Consider the following 17,040-nt stretch of genomic DNA (forward strand, 5'->3'; position numbering starts at 1 on the left):
TTGTAGTTTTTTGTCTTTTAGCTAACAAAAACTCTTTATTAAATATTTTTACCTATTTTTTTAATAACATAATTAGTTGAGGAATTCTTACAAATTAAAAAGTTATTATTAGGTATTGTTTTTACCTAAACCATTATTCAAAATTTAGACTACAAAATAACTTTACATCTTATTCTTATAAGGTGAATATTTTTAGGTCTAGATAAATTGCGATTTAAGTAGTTTGTAATCAGTTATTTGTGTTTTTTGTTTAATGACAGATTTAACTATTCTATTCTAATAATTCTATTACAATATTAATCTGTTATACTGTAATTTAACTTTTATTTACCTGTTGTTTAACAGAAAAAAACAAACTTTTTGATGTTACAACTGCAATTAATTTATCCTAATTCTTAAGCTTTTTTACAAGATGATAGAAGGGGGTAGGTGAAATTTTAAACATAATTAACTAATCTAAAATTTTATTAACTTATGGAAAAAACTACAAAAAGTTTTTCAAGGTCTAAAAGAGACAAACTTATTTTAATGCTATTCTTTGGACTAAGCATTTTTACGTCATTAGCACAAGAATCTACAATTAGTGGTAAGGTTACAGACCAAGAAGGTCTGGCAATACCTGGAGCCTATATTGTATTAGATGGTACTAAGAAAGGTACAGTAACAGATTTCGAGGGACTATATACAATTAATGCTTCACCAACGGATGTTTTAGTTGTGTCTTACGTTGGATATCTTACAAAAAAAATAGCTGTAAACAATCAACAGGTTATTAATGTTACATTACAGGAAAGTATATCAAAATTAGATGAAATTGTTGTTGTTGGGTATGGTACACAAAAGAAAAAAGATTTAACAGGCTCAGTGGCTCGCGCAGATTTAGAAACTTTTAAAGATGCTCCGAATACAAACGTTGTTCAATCTCTTCAAGGTACGGTTCCTGGCTTAAATATTGGACAAGTAAGTAGTGCTGGTGCCACACCTTCTATACAAATTAGGGGAAGGACTACTTTAAATGGAAACCAAGGAGTTTTAATTATTTTAGATGGAATTCAGTATAATGGTTCACTTTCGTCAATTAATTCTGATGACGTAGCAACATTAGATGTACTAAAAGATGCAAGCTCAGCAGCAGTTTATGGTGCTCAAGCTGCTAATGGAGTAATAGTTATTACTACCAAAAAAGGGAGAGTAAATCAGCAACCAGAAATTACACTATCATCTTCCTACACTACCCAAGAGCCAACTAAAAATCGTAGGCCAATGAGAAGAGAGCAATATATAAATCATATACGTGATTTATTTCCTGAATTTGCTTACGATGAAAATGGAGAAATTAACCAAGATTGGGTAGAAAATGAACTTCCAAAACAAGGAGGTATAGCACCAGTTCTTTTTGATGGAGAAGGAGATAGCCGTACTTGGAAAGAAAACGATTTCGATTGGTGGGATGAAGGAACAGATTCTGGTTTCATTCAAAATAATCAATTAACAGTTAAAGGTGGAGGTAACAATGTCAGTTACCTTATGTCTGCAGGTTTAACAAAACAACAAGGCTTCATTAAGGCAGATGAATTTGAAAGAAAGAGTTTAAGAATTAATTTAGAATCTCAAGTTACAGATTGGCTTAAGTTAGGGATTAAATCTTTTGGTTCGTTTATAAATCAAGATGGTGCCGAGCCAACATTGTATCAACTTGTACGTCAATCACCATTGCTGTTGCCTTATGATGAACAAGGTGATTTGGTAGTAAACCCATTCAATACCCTTGATACAAATCCATTTCTTGCAAGTGATGTGGATGACTATGAAAGACACAATTACTTTTTTGGTAATATTTATTCTGTTATTGATTTTCCATTTATCGAAGGACTTTCATATCGTATGAATTTTGGAAATAATTATAGAATTGATAGAGCAAGAAGATCTTCAGCCTATGCAGCTGGGTTAACTGGAGTTGCCTACAAGAACAATACTGAATATTATGACTATACACTTGATAATATATTGAATTACAAAAGAACTTTTGGAGGTGTACATAGTATCGATGCAACATTGTTATATGGTGCAATTGAAAGAAAAAACTCTAGTACAGTTGCAAGAGCAGAAGGGTTTTCTAGATTAAATTTGGGGTACAATAATCTTGGAATTGGAGAGGTTCAAAAGGTTTCTTCTTCAGCATGGAGCGAGTCATTAGCATATCAAATGGCTAGATTAAATTATAAATTTTCTAATAAATACCTTGTTACAGCTACCGTTCGTAGAGATGGGTTTTCTGGTTTTGCTGAAAACAAAAAATACGGTTTATTTCCTTCTTTAGCACTAGGTTGGGTACTTAGTGAAGACTTTAATATTTCAAAAGCAGTAGATTTTATGAAAATTAGAGCAGGTTATGGGGTCAGTGGAAATCAAACAGGCAGATATTCATCGTTAGCAAGGGTTAGTAGCAATCAATCTTATGTATTTGGTGATGGCGGAACACCTTTAACCGGTCAAGAGCTAATTTCTTTAGCAAATAACGATCTTACTTGGGAAAAAACAGTTGGTTACAATTTTGGATTAGATTTTGATCTTTTTGACGGAAGAATATCAGGAACTGTTGATTATTACAACAAAACTACTAATGACTTGTTAAACAATGTGTCTCTTCCTGTTGTTTCTGGTTACGGTAGTGTTCAATCTAATTTAGGAGAGTTAAACAATAAAGGGGTAGAAGTAACTTTATCAACCGTAAATATTAAGAATGACAATTTTAAATGGACCACAACTTTTACGTTTTCTCTAAACAGAAATAAAATTGTAAGTCTTTTTGGAGAAGATATTGACGGAGATGGAATTGAAGATGATGTAGTTGCAAATGGTTGGTTTATTGGAGAACCAATCGATGCGATATATGACTATCAAATTGATGGAATTTATCAAATAGGAGATGACATTCCTGCAGGTTATTTTCCAGGTACATACAGAATTGTAGATCAGCAAAAAGATGCAGAAGAGTATGATATTGATCGTGCAGATGATAGAGTTATCTTAGGGAATAGTTCACCTGCATACAGAGCAGGTATATTAAGTAAAATGGACTATAAAAACTTTTCATTAAGTGTTTTTGTTAATACCATACAAGGAGGTAAAAATTCTTATTTAGGAAATAATACCCATTTTCTTACTAGAGGAAGTAATGAGATTATATGGAACTACTATGATGATGTAAATTACTGGTCTCCTGGAAATCCTAGTGGAGAATACCCGCGTTCTCTTGGTTCTCCAGCTGTGCGAGGAAATGCCTACTATGATAGAAGTTTTGTTAGATTACAAGATATTGTTTTGTCGTACAGATTTCCAAAAAAGTGGCTCGATAAAATTAGAGTAAAGCAAATGGATGTATTTGTTTCTGGAAAAAACCTTGGAACTTGGACCAATTGGAAAGGTTGGGATCCAGAAACCGGAGCTGGATTGGGCGTAGGATCACGTCCTGTTATGAAAGGTTATTCTCTTGGTTTAAATATTACAATCTAAAAAAAAATAATTATCATGATTAAAAAGTATATAACAATTTTAATAACAGCATTAATATTTTCCTCTTGTTCGGAATCATTTTTAGAAGAGGAACCACTTGATTTTCTTAGTGCAAATAATGCATATCAAACAAAAGAAGACTATGATGCAGGGATGTATAATCTTTACAGAAGAGTTCGTAGAGAGTTTTATGACCGTGATGAAAGAACACCATTCGATTATTTATATGGTACAGATTTAGTATTTGATGGTACACCAGAATACAATAGTGCTAGGCATTTTCCAATGGAAGTAGCTTACCATCCTGATGGAAATATAGCTTATTCTCATTGGGGTGTTATTTATAAGCTTATATCAGAGGCAAATACAATAATAAGTAGATTGCCTTCATCTGGAATGAGTGATGAGGATAAGGAACTTTATAAAGCACAAGCCTTATTTTTTAGAGGTATGGGATATCGAACACTTGCTTATTTATATGGAGGTGTACCTCTATATACAGAAGAAATTACTAGCCCTAAAAAAGATTTTACAAGAGCAGAAAGGTCAGAAGTAATTGCACAAGCTATTGAAGATATTAAATTTGCAGCAGAAACGCTACCTGAAATAGATGAGGTTCAGGATGGAGAGGTTCATAACCTTGCAGCCTATCATTTATTATCAGAACTATACATAGCTAATGAAGAGTATCAGAAAGCTGTAGATGCAGCCACAATTGTTATAAACAGCCCTAAGACAGGGTTGATGTATAATAGATTTGGTTCAAGAGCTAATGAAGCAGGTAAAGATGTATATTGGGATCTTTTTAGAAGGGGAAATCAAAATAGATCATCAGGAAATACAGAAGCTATTTGGGTAATTCAATTTGAAACAGATGTGTTAGGAGGTAGCCTTATATCTACAGGAAGAAGAGGGTATTTACTTGAACGTCATCATGCACCATTTGTTAGAGATTTGAGAGTTAATGGTAGATCACCATTTCTATGGCCTGTGGGCGATTTAACAGGAGGAAGAGGTATTGGATGGGCCATTTCTACAAAATACTTTACTAATACTATTTGGGAAAGCGATTTTGATAATGATATTAGAAACGCCAATCATAATTTTGCTAGAGAGTTTGTAGTAAATAACCCAAGGTCTCCATTATTTGGTCAAGTGGTTTCAACAGAAGATCCTGCATTGGCAGATGTTGTACCGTCTAGAAATTTATATGCATATCAAACAAAATGTACTACACCAGATAATCACCCCGAAAATGTTTATGCAGGAAGTACGCAAACCCCATTGTTATTAACTTCAGCTGCAGGTTCAAGCTATACTGATCAGTATATGTTTCGTTTGGCAGAAACTTACCTACTTAGAGCAGAAGCTTATCTTGGATTAAATGATAATATAAATGCGGCAGCCGATATTAATGTTATTAGAGGAAGAGCTAATGCTTCTAGCGTTAATGCAGCAGATGTAGATATAGATTATATTCTAGATGAACGTATGAGAGAGTTAGGTGTCGAAGAGAAACGTAAGTTAACACTAATGAGATTGGGTAAAGTTTATGATCGAGTAAGTAGATTTAATCCGTTTTATGTTGGTCAGAATGGTTTGCAAAGACATCACGAACTATTTCCTATTCCATCTAGAGAAATAGAAGCTAATGCTGGTGCTAAATTAGAACAAAACCCAGGTTACTAATAAAAGGATAATAACCTTTTTAACTTAAAAAATTATTTTGCTTTTAATAAAACTAGATGCTCAAATTTTTTCTGAGTGTCTAGTTTTTCTAAAAAATAAAATTTTAAAAATTCTGAATGTTTTGATGATGAGAACAACCTCTTTAATAAAATTATTTTAAAAGTTTACGAACATTATAAAATTATAGATTATCTCAATGTATAAATAATTTATAATTTTAATGGCATAACTAATAGATATTTAGGTTTTTAGCCTGTAATCAATTATCTAGCTAAAAGCCAGTTCTCAAAAAACCTTATGTAAATTCTAGGGATAATTATTTTAGAATTTACGTTAATCCATAAACGTAACATTATGTTGCAAATTTTTTAAATAAAAGACATTAATATCTCTTTTTTCTGATGAAGCTATGGTATAAATAGGAGTAATTAGGTGTTAAAGCTGTTTTAGCCCCCTTTTTGAGCTGAATAATCCCCGTTAAATAAGTGATTTTTAATGTTTTTTTATTATAAATTAGTTTAAAATACACATCGTAATTGATTGGTTTTTATACTATCTATAAACAATAATAACTATAAAATAAATTTTAAAATTATGAAAAAAATTACATTTTCTTTTTGTTTCTTGGCACTAAGTGCTATCTCTCTTTTTTCTCAAACAACAGAACCTTTTTCAGTTGAAGCTGAATCTGGGGTTTTAGGAAGTGATTATACAACTGGAACTGATGGAGGAATTACCTATATTTATCCTCAAACAAATTTTATAGCTACCTCTAATCCTGGAGATGCCAGTAAAGTGGTAAGCTATTCTATTACTTTTCCTGAGGCTGATACATATGATCTATATGTTAAGCTTTATATTGGAGATGGAGGAAATAATGATGATAGTTTTTATACACCTAGATATTTAGGTACAAATGATCCTGCTAATGGTCAAGATTGGGTTATAATAAATCAATTAAATGAAACAGGTTATACGTCGGGTTCAAGTGTTGTAGATGGAGCCCTAGTGCAACCTGAAATTATAAACCAATGGAAGTGGTTAAATGTTTCACAAATATGGAATACATCAGAGTGGTCTTACGTAATATCACCTGGTTCTCTTAAGGTTACTTTTGAAATAGGAGCTAGAGAAGATGGTTTAAGCATTGATAAATTGGTATTTGGTAAAACAGGTGTAAACTATACTGTTGATGAGCTAGAGGGTGCTAAACCATTAAGCACAAATAAATATGAGTCTTTAGAAACAGTAACAGTATCTCCAAATCCTTCAAAAGGTGTTTTTAATATCCAATCTGCTGAGCAATCTGTTTCATATAAAATATATAGTATTTTAGGTGCAAAAGTAGAAGAGGGTACATTTGGTTTTGGAGTTAATAACTGTGGAGAAAATTTAAAATCAGGTACTTATATTTTAGATATGCAAACTAAAGATAAAAGAAGTGTTTCTAAAATAATTAAATTATAGTATTCATAAGACTATTTAGTTTATAAAAAAGGTTTAACGATTATTTGATCGTTAAACCTTTTTTTTATGTTTATTTTTTAGAAAAACATCATCAAATATTTAATGTGAAGATATTCTATGGTTTTAAATAAAATTATATCAACAGAGTTTTAAAATTTATCATTAAAATTTTCTTTAGATAAAGCATCTGTCTATATTGTTTGATAAGAAATGAAAAAAATATAGTTTAATTATATAGCCATTAAGTGTTTAAAAAAGAAGAATAATAAGTTATTAAATTCTATAGCAGATTTCTTGATGTTTAAAAGTAAGTATAACCAATCTACAGTTTGTTGTTTTAATAATAGAGAATATATTTATTAAGGCAAAGTTTATATTCAATGAAGGAACAAAACGGCAGAATAATTCTTTGTTTATAATTTTACTAAATCACTCTGCACTAGAAGTACAGAGGTTTGTTTCACTAGGGATTATAATCCCCTTTATGTATCAGAATTATAAAATTTAAAATTGACTGAAGCTTATTTATAACAAACCTAACGATATAAATTTTTTATATCACTAAAGTACTTCAATAAAATTGCAGGGTTTTAAACCCTAATCTGAAACCAATAAACTCAACAATATTTATTCAGTAAACCGTAATTAATCAGTAAAATTTTATTTAGAAAATAATTTATTTATTATTTTTTCAAATCTGTTACTGGAGTCATTTTTGGTAAAATTAAATGAACAACACCAATACCTATAATATAACCAAACGATGCAACAGCAAAAGCTGTGTTGTAACCTGATGTTTCTGATTCATTTAGTAAGAAACCTATTATAAGGGCAAAAATCATACCCCCTGCTGTACTTACTGTTGTTGCAAATCCAGTTACAGTAGCTACTACATTTTTTGGAAATAAATCTGAAACCATTGTAAATATGTTTGCGGACCAAGAACTATGGGCTCCTGCAGCAAGAGCAATTAAAGCTACACTTATAAAAATTGAATTATAATAAGGAACGGTCATCACTGGTAAAACTAAAATGGCAGAACCTAACATGGTTGCTTTCCTAGAAAAATTAATACTTTTCCCTTTTTTAATTAAAGAGGAAGAAACAGCTCCTCCAATAATACCGCCTATATCTGCAACAACATAAATTGCAATAAGAGGCATGGCAAGTTCTTTTAAATCTACTCCAAATTTTGAGTTTAAAAATTTAGCACCCCAAAAAATATAAAAATACCATGTCGGATCTGCAAAAAGTTTACCAAAAGCAACAGCCCATGTTTGTTTGTGTTTTAAAAGGTCTATCCATTTTATTTTATCGTTATCTTCATGGTGTTCACCATCTTCGATGTAATTAATTTCTGCTTCGTTTGTAAATTTACTTTCTCTTGGTTTTTTGTAGAGAATAATCCAAAATATAACCCAAACAAATCCTAATAAACCAGAAAGAATAAATACCCACTCCCATGAACCCATTGATGTTATAATAATGGGTATTAAAATAGGAGCCATTATTGCTCCAAGGTTTGATCCTCCATTAAAAAGTCCAGTAGCCAAGGCTCTTTCTTTTTTAGGAAACCATTCAGCAACTGTTTTTATTGCTGCAGGAAAATTACCAGCTTCAGTTAAGCCCAGTCCAATTCTAGCCAAAGCAAAACCAACCCAATTTCTAGCAGCGGCATGGAGCATACTTGCTAAACTCCATAAAATTACAGCTAAGGAAAATCCCCAACGAGTACCTAATTTGTCTATTACATAACCCACTAATAACGTTCCTATACCATATGCAAATTGAAAAGAGGCAACAATATAACCGTATTGAATTTCTGTCCAACCAATTTTTGTTTCTAAATAGGGTGCTAAAATTCCCATTAAAAATCTATCAAAATAATTAATAGTAGTGGCAAAAAAAAGCAATACAACTATTACCCACCTGAAATTAGACTTTTTGGTTACGCTTAAATCTGTCATGTTATTTTGAAATTTTTTATACTGAGTTTCTTGTTATTAATTTTGGAGAAAATACTTTTTGGGTAGGTTTTGGGTTTTGAATAAATTCACATATGGCATCGCCAATTTTAAAAAAATCAGCACTAATAACAGTTATTCCATCTTTTATTATTTTTTTCATAGGCGTTTCATTATAAGAAACTACACCTATTCCATGCCCAATTCTATACCCAGCTTCTTCAGAATATTGTATTACAGAAATTAAATCTTTGTCTTCAATAACTCCGAATACTTTTTTAGGAGAGATTAAGTTTCTACTTACTTTTTCAACAATACTGTAATTAATGTTTTGATTACTACAAAACTCTATAAAAGCTTTTTTTAGGCCTTTAGGTATTTTTTGATTTGAAGGAAAAACCAATATAAATTCATCGTAATATTTAAGCTTTGGTTTTAAATTAAATAATTCAATTTTTAAGTCATTGTAAAAATCTTGAGTGATATATGATATATCATTTAGAATTGGAGGACGTAAAATTTGTAGAAGTTTCCTTTTGGGTAATCTGTTAAGCCAACTATCCATTTTTGGATCGTCAAAAACGGAAATGATATATAATCCATAAAGACCAATATTTTCTTTAAGAATAGCGTTAAATGTTTTAGGATTGTAGTGATGAAAAAATAAATCAACAGTAATTTTATTGTCTCCTATACCTTCAATTATTTGATTATAAACAGTTTCATGAGTTGATTGAAAACCAGATAAAAAAAGCATAACTTTTAATTCTCTTTCAATTTCTGTATTTCTAACAAAGTATCCAACTTTGTCTTCAGATACAATTATTCCTTGTTCTTTAAGTGTATTTAAAGCTTTAACAACCGTCATTCTAGCCACACCTAATTTTTGAATAAATCTATTTACCGAAGGAAGTGGATCTCCTTTTTCAATAGCTTTGTCTTCTATGGCATCTATAATACCATTAACAATTCCATTTGTTTTTGATTTTTGATACTGAACTAAATTAATGTAATTAAATACTGCTGACATGATCTAATTTATGAAAATCCAATATACAATTTATAAATATGCTTTTTTTCTTAATAGAATAGAATAGAATAACTAGAACAGGGGTTAGAGACTAGGTTACTATAGAAATAATAATATATTTAGCATTTTAGTGAATAGTTACAAAAATAACAATGGTATAGATTAAAATTCATCAAAAGCAATTAATTTATCAGGAACTCCTATTTCTTTTAGCATTTTTAAAGTTGCTTTAATCATTCCTGGAGGCCCACATAAATAATATTCTATTTCTTTTGGGTTTTGATGTTTTGACAAATATTTATCCATTAAAAATGTATGTATAAAACCTGTTCCTCCATCCCATTCATCTGTATTATTTGGTTCTGAAAGAGCAACATGAAAAGAAAAATTAGCTTTTTCTTTATCTAATAGATTGAAATAGTCATCATAAAAAAGTTCTTTTAATGATCTTGCACCATACCAATAACTTATTTTTCTATCTGAATTTATGGATTTTAATAAATGAGATAAGTGAGATCGAATAGGAGCCATACCTGCTCCTCCACCTATATATACCATTTCTCTATTAGATTCTTTAGGGATGAAATCTCCAAAAGGTCCATTTATAGTCACTTCATCTCCTTTTTTTAGTGAAAATGCATAAGAAGATCCATTACCTGCGCTTATTAATTCTGATTTGGGAGATAAAGCAATTCTAATATTAAATTTTAAGTTTTTTTCTAGTTCTGGATTGTTAGCAAGAGAATAGTTTCTTTTAGAATATAATGCGTTTTCAGACCAATGTTCAAAAAGTCCCATTTTATCCCAATCTTTACGATATGGTTCTTTAACCTCAAAGTCACTAAATTTTATGTTATGTGGAGGAATGTTTAATTGAATATATTGTCCAGGTTTAAAAGAAACTTTTTTTTCATTTAAAGGTTCTAAAACAAGTTCTTTAATAAAACTTCCTACATTGTTATTGCTAACAACCTTATACTTATACTCTTTATCTTTAATTTGGTTTTTATTTTGATCAAGATGCAAATAAACATTGTTGTCTAAGACTTCTACTTTATGTGTTTTCAATCCAATACAAACAGGCATTCTTTTTGGTGATCCATCACAAAGATTAAAACGACCATTGTGTTTTTGACACTCTATTGTTTCTCCTATAATAATACCATCAGCTAGATGAGCATTTCCATGCGTACAAATACCATCTGTTGCATAAAAATTATTTTTTTGGGTTCTGTAAATAGCATAGGTTTTATGGTTTAAATCAAAACGAACGGTTCCATCTTTTGGAAGATCTTTTAAATTACAAACTTTAATTTTGCCATTTTCAATTTCATCATTATTACCTATTAAATAGTCTTTTTTTAGTGAAACTGTTTTTGCTTTAGGTAATTTACGTTCTATGAAATATGATGGGTCTTTCATTTGTTTAAGAATGGCTGGTATAATTTCTTTATACGCACCATAAAGTCCTTTGCAAGGAGGTGCACAATCGTCTTTAATCAACTTATGTAACTTTGGTAAAGCGTGATATGGTACTAAAGGAAACATATGGTGTTCTACATGGTAATTCATATTCCAATATAAAAATCTATGAATCCTATTCATGTAAACAGTTCTAGAATTTAAACGGTGGTCTAACACGTTTTCTTGAAGACCAGCATGTTGTGTCCATCCATAAATTCTCATTAGCCATCCTCCAAAAATAGTGGGGAGTCCTATAAACATTAGGGGAAGTATGGTATTGTATATTATAGCCAAATAAATAACTATAGCATAAATAAGTAAATAAATTCTAGCTTTAAAAATAACTTTAAAAAATTCTTGTTCAGGTACATAGGTAGCAACTTCTTTGTCAATTTTACCAGTAGCGTGTAACAGAATTTTTCTAATTTCAGGTAACGCTCCTCCTAAACCTAAAAGTCCTTTTATAATTCTTTTGTAACGCGGTGGTCTTGGCATAGAAATCTCTGGATCTCTTCCTCGAATGATGGTGTCACTATGGTGTCTTGCATGACTCCAACGCCAAACAGTAGATTGTCTAAATACCATGAAAGATGAAAGCTCATATAAAAAATCATTCATCCAATCGGTTTTAAAAGCAGTACCATGACTGGATTCGTGCCAACGAGAATCAGAAGAAGAAGCATATAAAGTACTATATATAATATAAGGAATAATAACCCACCAAGATCCCCATAATAGATACACCATGGCACCAGATGTAAAAATTAAACCTAACCATAATAAAGTGTCTCTAATTGCAGGGCCATCTTTTCTTACTAAAAGTTTTCTCATATCCTCTTTAGAAACAGGGCTTTGGTACCACTCTGCATCTGCCAAACCTATTTCAATGGCCTTTTTTGCTTCAACACCTACAAGACTGTAATCTCTTGGAATTTCAACTCTTTTACTCATGTATTCATCTAATTTAAAAAAGATAAGTTTGTTAAATACTTCTTAAGTGTAAAGTCAAAACAATTCTAATCTAATTATGTAAAAATAGATTTTTAGAGGTGATGAAAATTGAAGACTATAACAGAAATACCTTTGTAGAATTATGCTTATTCTTTAAATAATGATAATTTTGATTGCTTTTTAATCTACCTTAAGATTCAATTTTTAAGATATGTTAGTATCTTTTAAGTAGAGTATTTATATTAAGTTATCAGCATTAACATATTTTAATATTGGAGATGCATTTATATAATCAAGAGCTTTTTCCAGTGAGTTAGCATGAATTGGTCCCCAACCTTCATCATCAATTCCGTGGAGCATATACATTAAAAAATTCGGGCGTAAAGCTTCGGCATTCTTTAAAGTTTTTAGAAGGTGGTCATCGCAATAATCTGGTCCATGCCAAGAACAATTAAACCTTTTTGTATTTATTTCTTTTTCATTGTTCATACCAGAACCTACATGACCTTCAAGACCTGTTGTTCTAATAGCTTTTACTTTACTAAGAAGATATTGATCTACTTGCGGAGTAGATTTATTGTAAGTTAGGTGATATGTTGTATTAGAGGGGGTAAATCCAATTAAATGATTGCTAAAGTATTCTAAGCAAGTATCTATTTTTAATTTGGCTTCTTCAAATGGTATTTGGGTTAAATCAGTGTGATCATATCCATGAGGATGGATAGTATGTCCGCTTTCTTGTAACTTATTCCATAAATCAAAATCACCTTTAGGAGTATCTGGATAAATATTACTGCTATCAACCAAAACAGCAAAATTAGCAGTCAAACCTCTTTCTTCAAAAATCTCAGAGGTCTTAATTGCGCTTTTGGCAAAGCCATCATCAAAAATTAAGCTTACTTTTGTCATGGAACACTAGTTTTTTATTTTACCATCTTGTGTGGCCATACTAAAGTAATTGAAGTTTTTTACGAAAATATGTTCTCGTTTAATTTTTTCAAGTAAGTCTTCAGGTAATGGTCCTTTACTAGCATATTCAATGGCTGAATCAACATGTTCTTTATTGTCCATAGATAATACGATGTTAGAAACACCAGCACCACTTAAAGCAAAACGTACACTTAATTCGCTTAAGCTCATATTATCTGAACAACATTCTTTTTTAAGTTTGTCTATTCTATTTATGTATTCGGTTACAATTTCTGGAGAACCTTTGGATAGTTTTACATCATTTGCTAAAATGTCTCTAGAACCTCCAGTAGCTAATGAGCCAGAATGGTCAAAAACACAACGACCAATAACTCCTACTTTACGCATTTCTGCTAATGGTACAACGCTAGTAAATGGTCTAGATTCAAATGCATTAATCACTATTTGAACCGAGTCAACAACATTGTTGTCTATAAGTTTTAATACAGCATCATGTTCATGATCTAATGCGCTTACACCTATGTGTTTTACTTTTCCTTCACTTTGTAGTTCTTTTAAAGTATCTATCCACTCAGGTCTAAGGCTCCATAAATAATACCATTGGTGCAATTGTATAAGATCTATGCAATCTACATCCAGCATTTTTAAACTAGTTTCTACAGATTCTCTAATGCTTTGTGGTGTAAATTGTTCTTCTAGTGGTACAGGAAAACGCCAATTGGTAATATCTAGTGGTTTTATTTTTGAGGCTATAAAAGGTCTTGTTCCACCAAATTCTTTTAAAGTTTTACCTACAATACGTTCACTTTCTCCGTAATTTCTTGCAGTATCAACAAAATTGATACCTTTTTCTAGAGCATAAAGAAGAGGTTCTGAGATGCCAAATCCATTATCTTTAATACGCATGGCACCAAAGCCAATAGGTGTAGTTTTAAAACCTGTGTTACCAAATAATCTATTTTCCATAGTATAACAATTTTAGTTTTTTAATTGATATTTCCTTATCCATTTTATATGGTTTTGGCTAAAATAGGATTATTCTATACAAGGGTATAGTTGGATTAGAATAGAAATAGGTCAATAGAATAATAACTTGAATTTTTATTTTTTTTAATAAAAACATTCTATTATTAGCGTATGAATTTAAATATAATCAGTTAAAATATTGTAAGCGAAGCTAGAGTTATTAGACTTCCTTTAGTTTTATTGCAATTTATATATGATAAAAATTATCATTAGAAGAACAGTTAAGGGTGAATGGCTTAGAATAAAATATCTTACGTTAAAGTAAAATTTTTTATTAGTAAACATTTGCTCATTTCATTAGACAGCAAATACCCTTTAGAAATAAGGTTCTTTGTTAAGTTACAAATGTTAACTTTAAAACCACTTTTTATAAATAATAAAACGCCCTGAAAAATCATTAGATTCTCAGGGCGCTTTGTATTTATGTTTTCTAAAAGTGACCGGGCTGGGGCTCGAACCCAGGACCCTCTCCTTAAAAGGGAGATGCTCTACCAACTGAGCTACCAGGTCAAAAATTTAACGAGGTGCAAATATACTATCAATCATTTAAATGTGAAATATAAAATTGAAGAAATTTTATCGATATTTGCCAAAAACATTAAAAAATGAAAATAGTTTTATTAGGATATATGGCTTCTGGAAAATCTAGTATAGGTAAAAAACTTTCTAAAAGTCTAGAAATGAATTTTATAGATCTAGATGATTATATCATTGAAAAAGAAAATAAAACTATTTCAGAAATTTTTAAAGAGAAAGGTGAAATCTATTTTAGGTTGATCGAAACACAATATTTGAAAGAAATCTTATCAAAAGATGGTAGTTTTATACTTTCTTTAGGTGGTGGTACGCCTTGTTATGCAAATAATATGGAAATTGTGAATGCAGGAAATACAAAATCAATTTACTTACAAGGTAGTGTACCAACTATGGTAAAAAGATTGATAAAAAAGAAAGCCAAACGACCTTTAATTGCTTCTTTAGGAGATGATAAAATTCCTGAATTTGTAGCTAAACATCTTTTTGAAAGACGTCCTTATTATGAAAAAGCTAAAATCACCATAAAAATTGACGACAAAAAGAAAAGCGAAGTTGCAGAAGAATTACATCAATTATTAAACTAAATAAGCTTTAGAATTATTTTCTACAAAGTCTATTTGTACATGTTCTTTTATTGATGTTGATAAAGAAACACCTTTAAAATCTGCCTTAACTGGGTATTTTTTATGATTTCTATTTACCAAAACTGCTGTTTTAAATCTTTTTAAAGGCACATCTAAAAAATGTTTTACACCATAGATTAAGGTTGTGCCTGAGTTTAAAACATCGTCTACTAAAACCAAAGGCTTATTTTTATATTCATTAACGTTTAATGAAGTTGAAATAGGTTCTAAAGGTTTTTTCTTATTGATTGTTACTTTACAAATGGTAACGTTAAGGGGAGAAATTTCATTTAAAATTTCTACTAATTTTTCAGCAAAAATAAAACCATTACCAATTATACCAGCAATAATTACCTCTTTTTCATTGCTGTTGCTTTCATAAATTTGATAGGCAATTCTTCTAATTTTTTGATTTATTTGTACTGTATCTAAAATAATATTTCCTTCTGTAATCATAAGTTTTCTGTATCTTCAGTAAATCCGTCTATATCTCGTCTATCTTTTTTAGTTGGTCTTCCAGTTCCTTTTTTACGATAATAATCTTTGGCATATTTTAAAAGCTCATTTTTTTGAAACTCTTCTTTAGGCGTAATATCTTTTCTATACAAATCTACCAACTTAGCACCAACACGACTTTCTGGTAAATCTAAAACTTTTATTTGATAATTTATTTGATTTTTTCTTACTAAAATAAGTTCGCCACCAAAGATTTCTTTTGATGGTTTTATGTTTTTATTATCAATCTTAACCTGTCCTTTTTTACAAGCGGTTGTTGCTAAACTTCTTGTTTTAAAAGTACGTATACACCATAAGTATTTATCAATTCTCATAAAAACAGTTAAAATCCATAATTTGTCTTTTTACAAAGGTATAAAAATGGTAAATTGCGCCCACAAAATTTATGATTAAATGAGTAAAATAAAAAATGCACTTGTAATAATAATATTATCTACTATTATTTATGCTTGTGGTGATGATAATTTTTTTACTAATCCTTTTGATGATGTAGATCATGAAGCATTAGCAATTTCAGATGGCGATTCTTTAGTAAAGTTTTTAAGCAATCATTATTACGATTTTAGTGTAGATTCTGTAAAAGCCATTACAGCAAACGAAACTGCACTAATTAGCGATAGCAATTTAAAAACCTTATCTGTTACAGAAAATGATATTGATTATAAATTATACGTTTATGTAGCTAGAGAAGGAGATCCATCACCTGATTTTGATAAAGGATACCCAACAAAAGTAGATTCTGTTTTTGTAAAATATTCTGGTAAAACAATGTCTGGTTCAACTTTTAGTGATACTTATTTTGATGGTAATACAACTGGTCTTTGGCTAAATTTATTATCAACTGTTAGAGGTTGGTCTTATGGATTTCAATATTTTAAAGGAGGTTCTTTAAAGAAAGATCCAGACACTGGAGGGGCGTTTAATGGACCAGTTACTTTTTTAAATGGAGGAAAAGGAGTTTTATTTATTCCTTCTGGTTTAGGATACCCATCTTCTGTAACTGCAAATCAAACAAGTTCTTTAGTAGATACTAATTTACTTTTTTATATCGAATTATTAGATTTAGTAAAAGATACAGATCATGATAATGATAATGTTGGTACCTTTTATGAAGATTTAGATGGTGATGGAGACGTTTCTAACGATGATACAGATGAAAACGGATTGCCAAATTATTTAGATACAGACGATGATGGAGATGGTGTTTTAACCAAAGATGAAGATGCAAATAATGATGGAGATCCAACAAATGATTTTAGTGATCCTAATAATCCTACTTTACCAGATTATTTAAATCCAGACATCTACTAAAACAATAAATAATAAA

At 30.3% G+C, this 17,040-nt stretch carries 12 protein-coding genes and 1 tRNA gene; 5 read left to right on the forward strand and 8 right to left on the reverse strand.

Annotation, left to right across the window (positions count from 1 at the left end; all coding sequences use genetic code 11):
- The first annotated feature begins 474 nt into the window (after positions 1-474).
- The 3 genes from ACWYN7_RS07160 (at position 475) to ACWYN7_RS07170 (ending at position 6,672) form a co-directional block, all read left to right on the forward strand.
- On the forward strand, positions 475-3,516 hold the full coding sequence (locus ACWYN7_RS07160; RefSeq protein ID WP_462859205.1) for a SusC/RagA family TonB-linked outer membrane protein: 3,042 nt from the start codon (positions 475-477) through the stop codon (positions 3,514-3,516).
- A gap of 15 nt (positions 3,517-3,531) precedes the next feature.
- Positions 3,532-5,205: a RagB/SusD family nutrient uptake outer membrane protein gene (locus tag ACWYN7_RS07165; RefSeq protein ID WP_462859206.1), complete on the forward strand. Its 1,674-nt coding sequence runs from the start codon at positions 3,532-3,534 to the stop codon at positions 5,203-5,205.
- Between the two features lie 594 nt (positions 5,206-5,799).
- Positions 5,800-6,672, forward strand: a complete 873-nt coding sequence (locus tag ACWYN7_RS07170; RefSeq protein ID WP_462859207.1) for a T9SS type A sorting domain-containing protein — start codon at positions 5,800-5,802, stop codon at positions 6,670-6,672.
- 683 nt (positions 6,673-7,355) lie between these two features.
- Here ACWYN7_RS07170 and ACWYN7_RS07175 read toward each other — a convergent pair.
- From ACWYN7_RS07175 to ACWYN7_RS07200, 6 genes are all read right to left on the reverse strand, one after another.
- Positions 7,356-8,639 (reverse strand): MFS transporter, encoded by a 1,284-nt coding sequence (locus tag ACWYN7_RS07175; protein ID WP_462859208.1) that lies wholly within the window; start codon positions 8,637-8,639, stop codon positions 7,356-7,358.
- A gap of 16 nt (positions 8,640-8,655) precedes the next feature.
- On the reverse strand, positions 8,656-9,666 hold the full coding sequence (locus ACWYN7_RS07180; RefSeq protein ID WP_462859209.1) for a GntR family transcriptional regulator: 1,011 nt from the start codon (positions 9,664-9,666) through the stop codon (positions 8,656-8,658).
- Between the two features lie 162 nt (positions 9,667-9,828).
- Positions 9,829-12,081: an NADH:ubiquinone reductase (Na(+)-transporting) subunit F gene (gene nqrF, locus ACWYN7_RS07185; protein ID WP_462859210.1), complete on the reverse strand. Its 2,253-nt coding sequence runs from the start codon at positions 12,079-12,081 to the stop codon at positions 9,829-9,831.
- A 237-nt stretch (positions 12,082-12,318) separates the two neighbouring features.
- Positions 12,319-12,990 carry a polysaccharide deacetylase family protein gene (locus tag ACWYN7_RS07190; protein ID WP_462859211.1) on the reverse strand — a complete coding sequence of 224 codons (672 nt, stop codon included), beginning with the start codon at positions 12,988-12,990 and terminating at the stop codon, positions 12,319-12,321.
- A 6-nt stretch (positions 12,991-12,996) separates the two neighbouring features.
- The gene (locus ACWYN7_RS07195) at positions 12,997-13,977 is read right to left on the reverse strand and encodes an aldo/keto reductase (protein ID WP_462859212.1); all 981 of its coding nucleotides are present in this window, start codon (positions 13,975-13,977) and stop codon (positions 12,997-12,999) included.
- Positions 13,978-14,474: 497 nt separating this feature from the next.
- A tRNA-Lys gene (locus tag ACWYN7_RS07200) sits at positions 14,475-14,547 on the reverse strand.
- 95 nt (positions 14,548-14,642) lie between these two features.
- Here ACWYN7_RS07200 and ACWYN7_RS07205 point away from each other — a divergent pair.
- A complete protein-coding gene (locus tag ACWYN7_RS07205; RefSeq protein ID WP_462859213.1) occupies positions 14,643-15,158 on the forward strand; it encodes a shikimate kinase in 516 nt (171 codons plus the stop codon).
- On the opposite strand, the gene ACWYN7_RS07210 is transcribed toward ACWYN7_RS07205, so the two are convergent.
- Positions 15,150-15,653 carry a phosphoribosyltransferase domain-containing protein gene (locus tag ACWYN7_RS07210; protein WP_462859214.1) on the reverse strand — a complete coding sequence of 168 codons (504 nt, stop codon included), beginning with the start codon at positions 15,651-15,653 and terminating at the stop codon, positions 15,150-15,152. The genes ACWYN7_RS07205 and ACWYN7_RS07210 overlap by 9 nt on opposite strands.
- Entirely contained in the window at positions 15,650-16,027 is a 378-nt protein-coding gene (locus ACWYN7_RS07215; protein WP_462859215.1) for an RNA-binding S4 domain-containing protein, read from the reverse strand. Before ACWYN7_RS07215 ends, ACWYN7_RS07210 begins: the two co-directional genes overlap by 4 nt.
- Positions 16,028-16,106: 79 nt before the next feature.
- Here ACWYN7_RS07215 and ACWYN7_RS07220 point away from each other — a divergent pair, with 79 nt between their 5' ends.
- Positions 16,107-17,024: an FKBP-type peptidyl-prolyl cis-trans isomerase gene (locus ACWYN7_RS07220; protein ID WP_462859216.1), complete on the forward strand. Its 918-nt coding sequence runs from the start codon at positions 16,107-16,109 to the stop codon at positions 17,022-17,024.
- The last annotated feature ends 16 nt before the right edge of the window (positions 17,025-17,040 follow it).

The organism is Polaribacter sp. M10 (genome assembly GCF_054968445.1).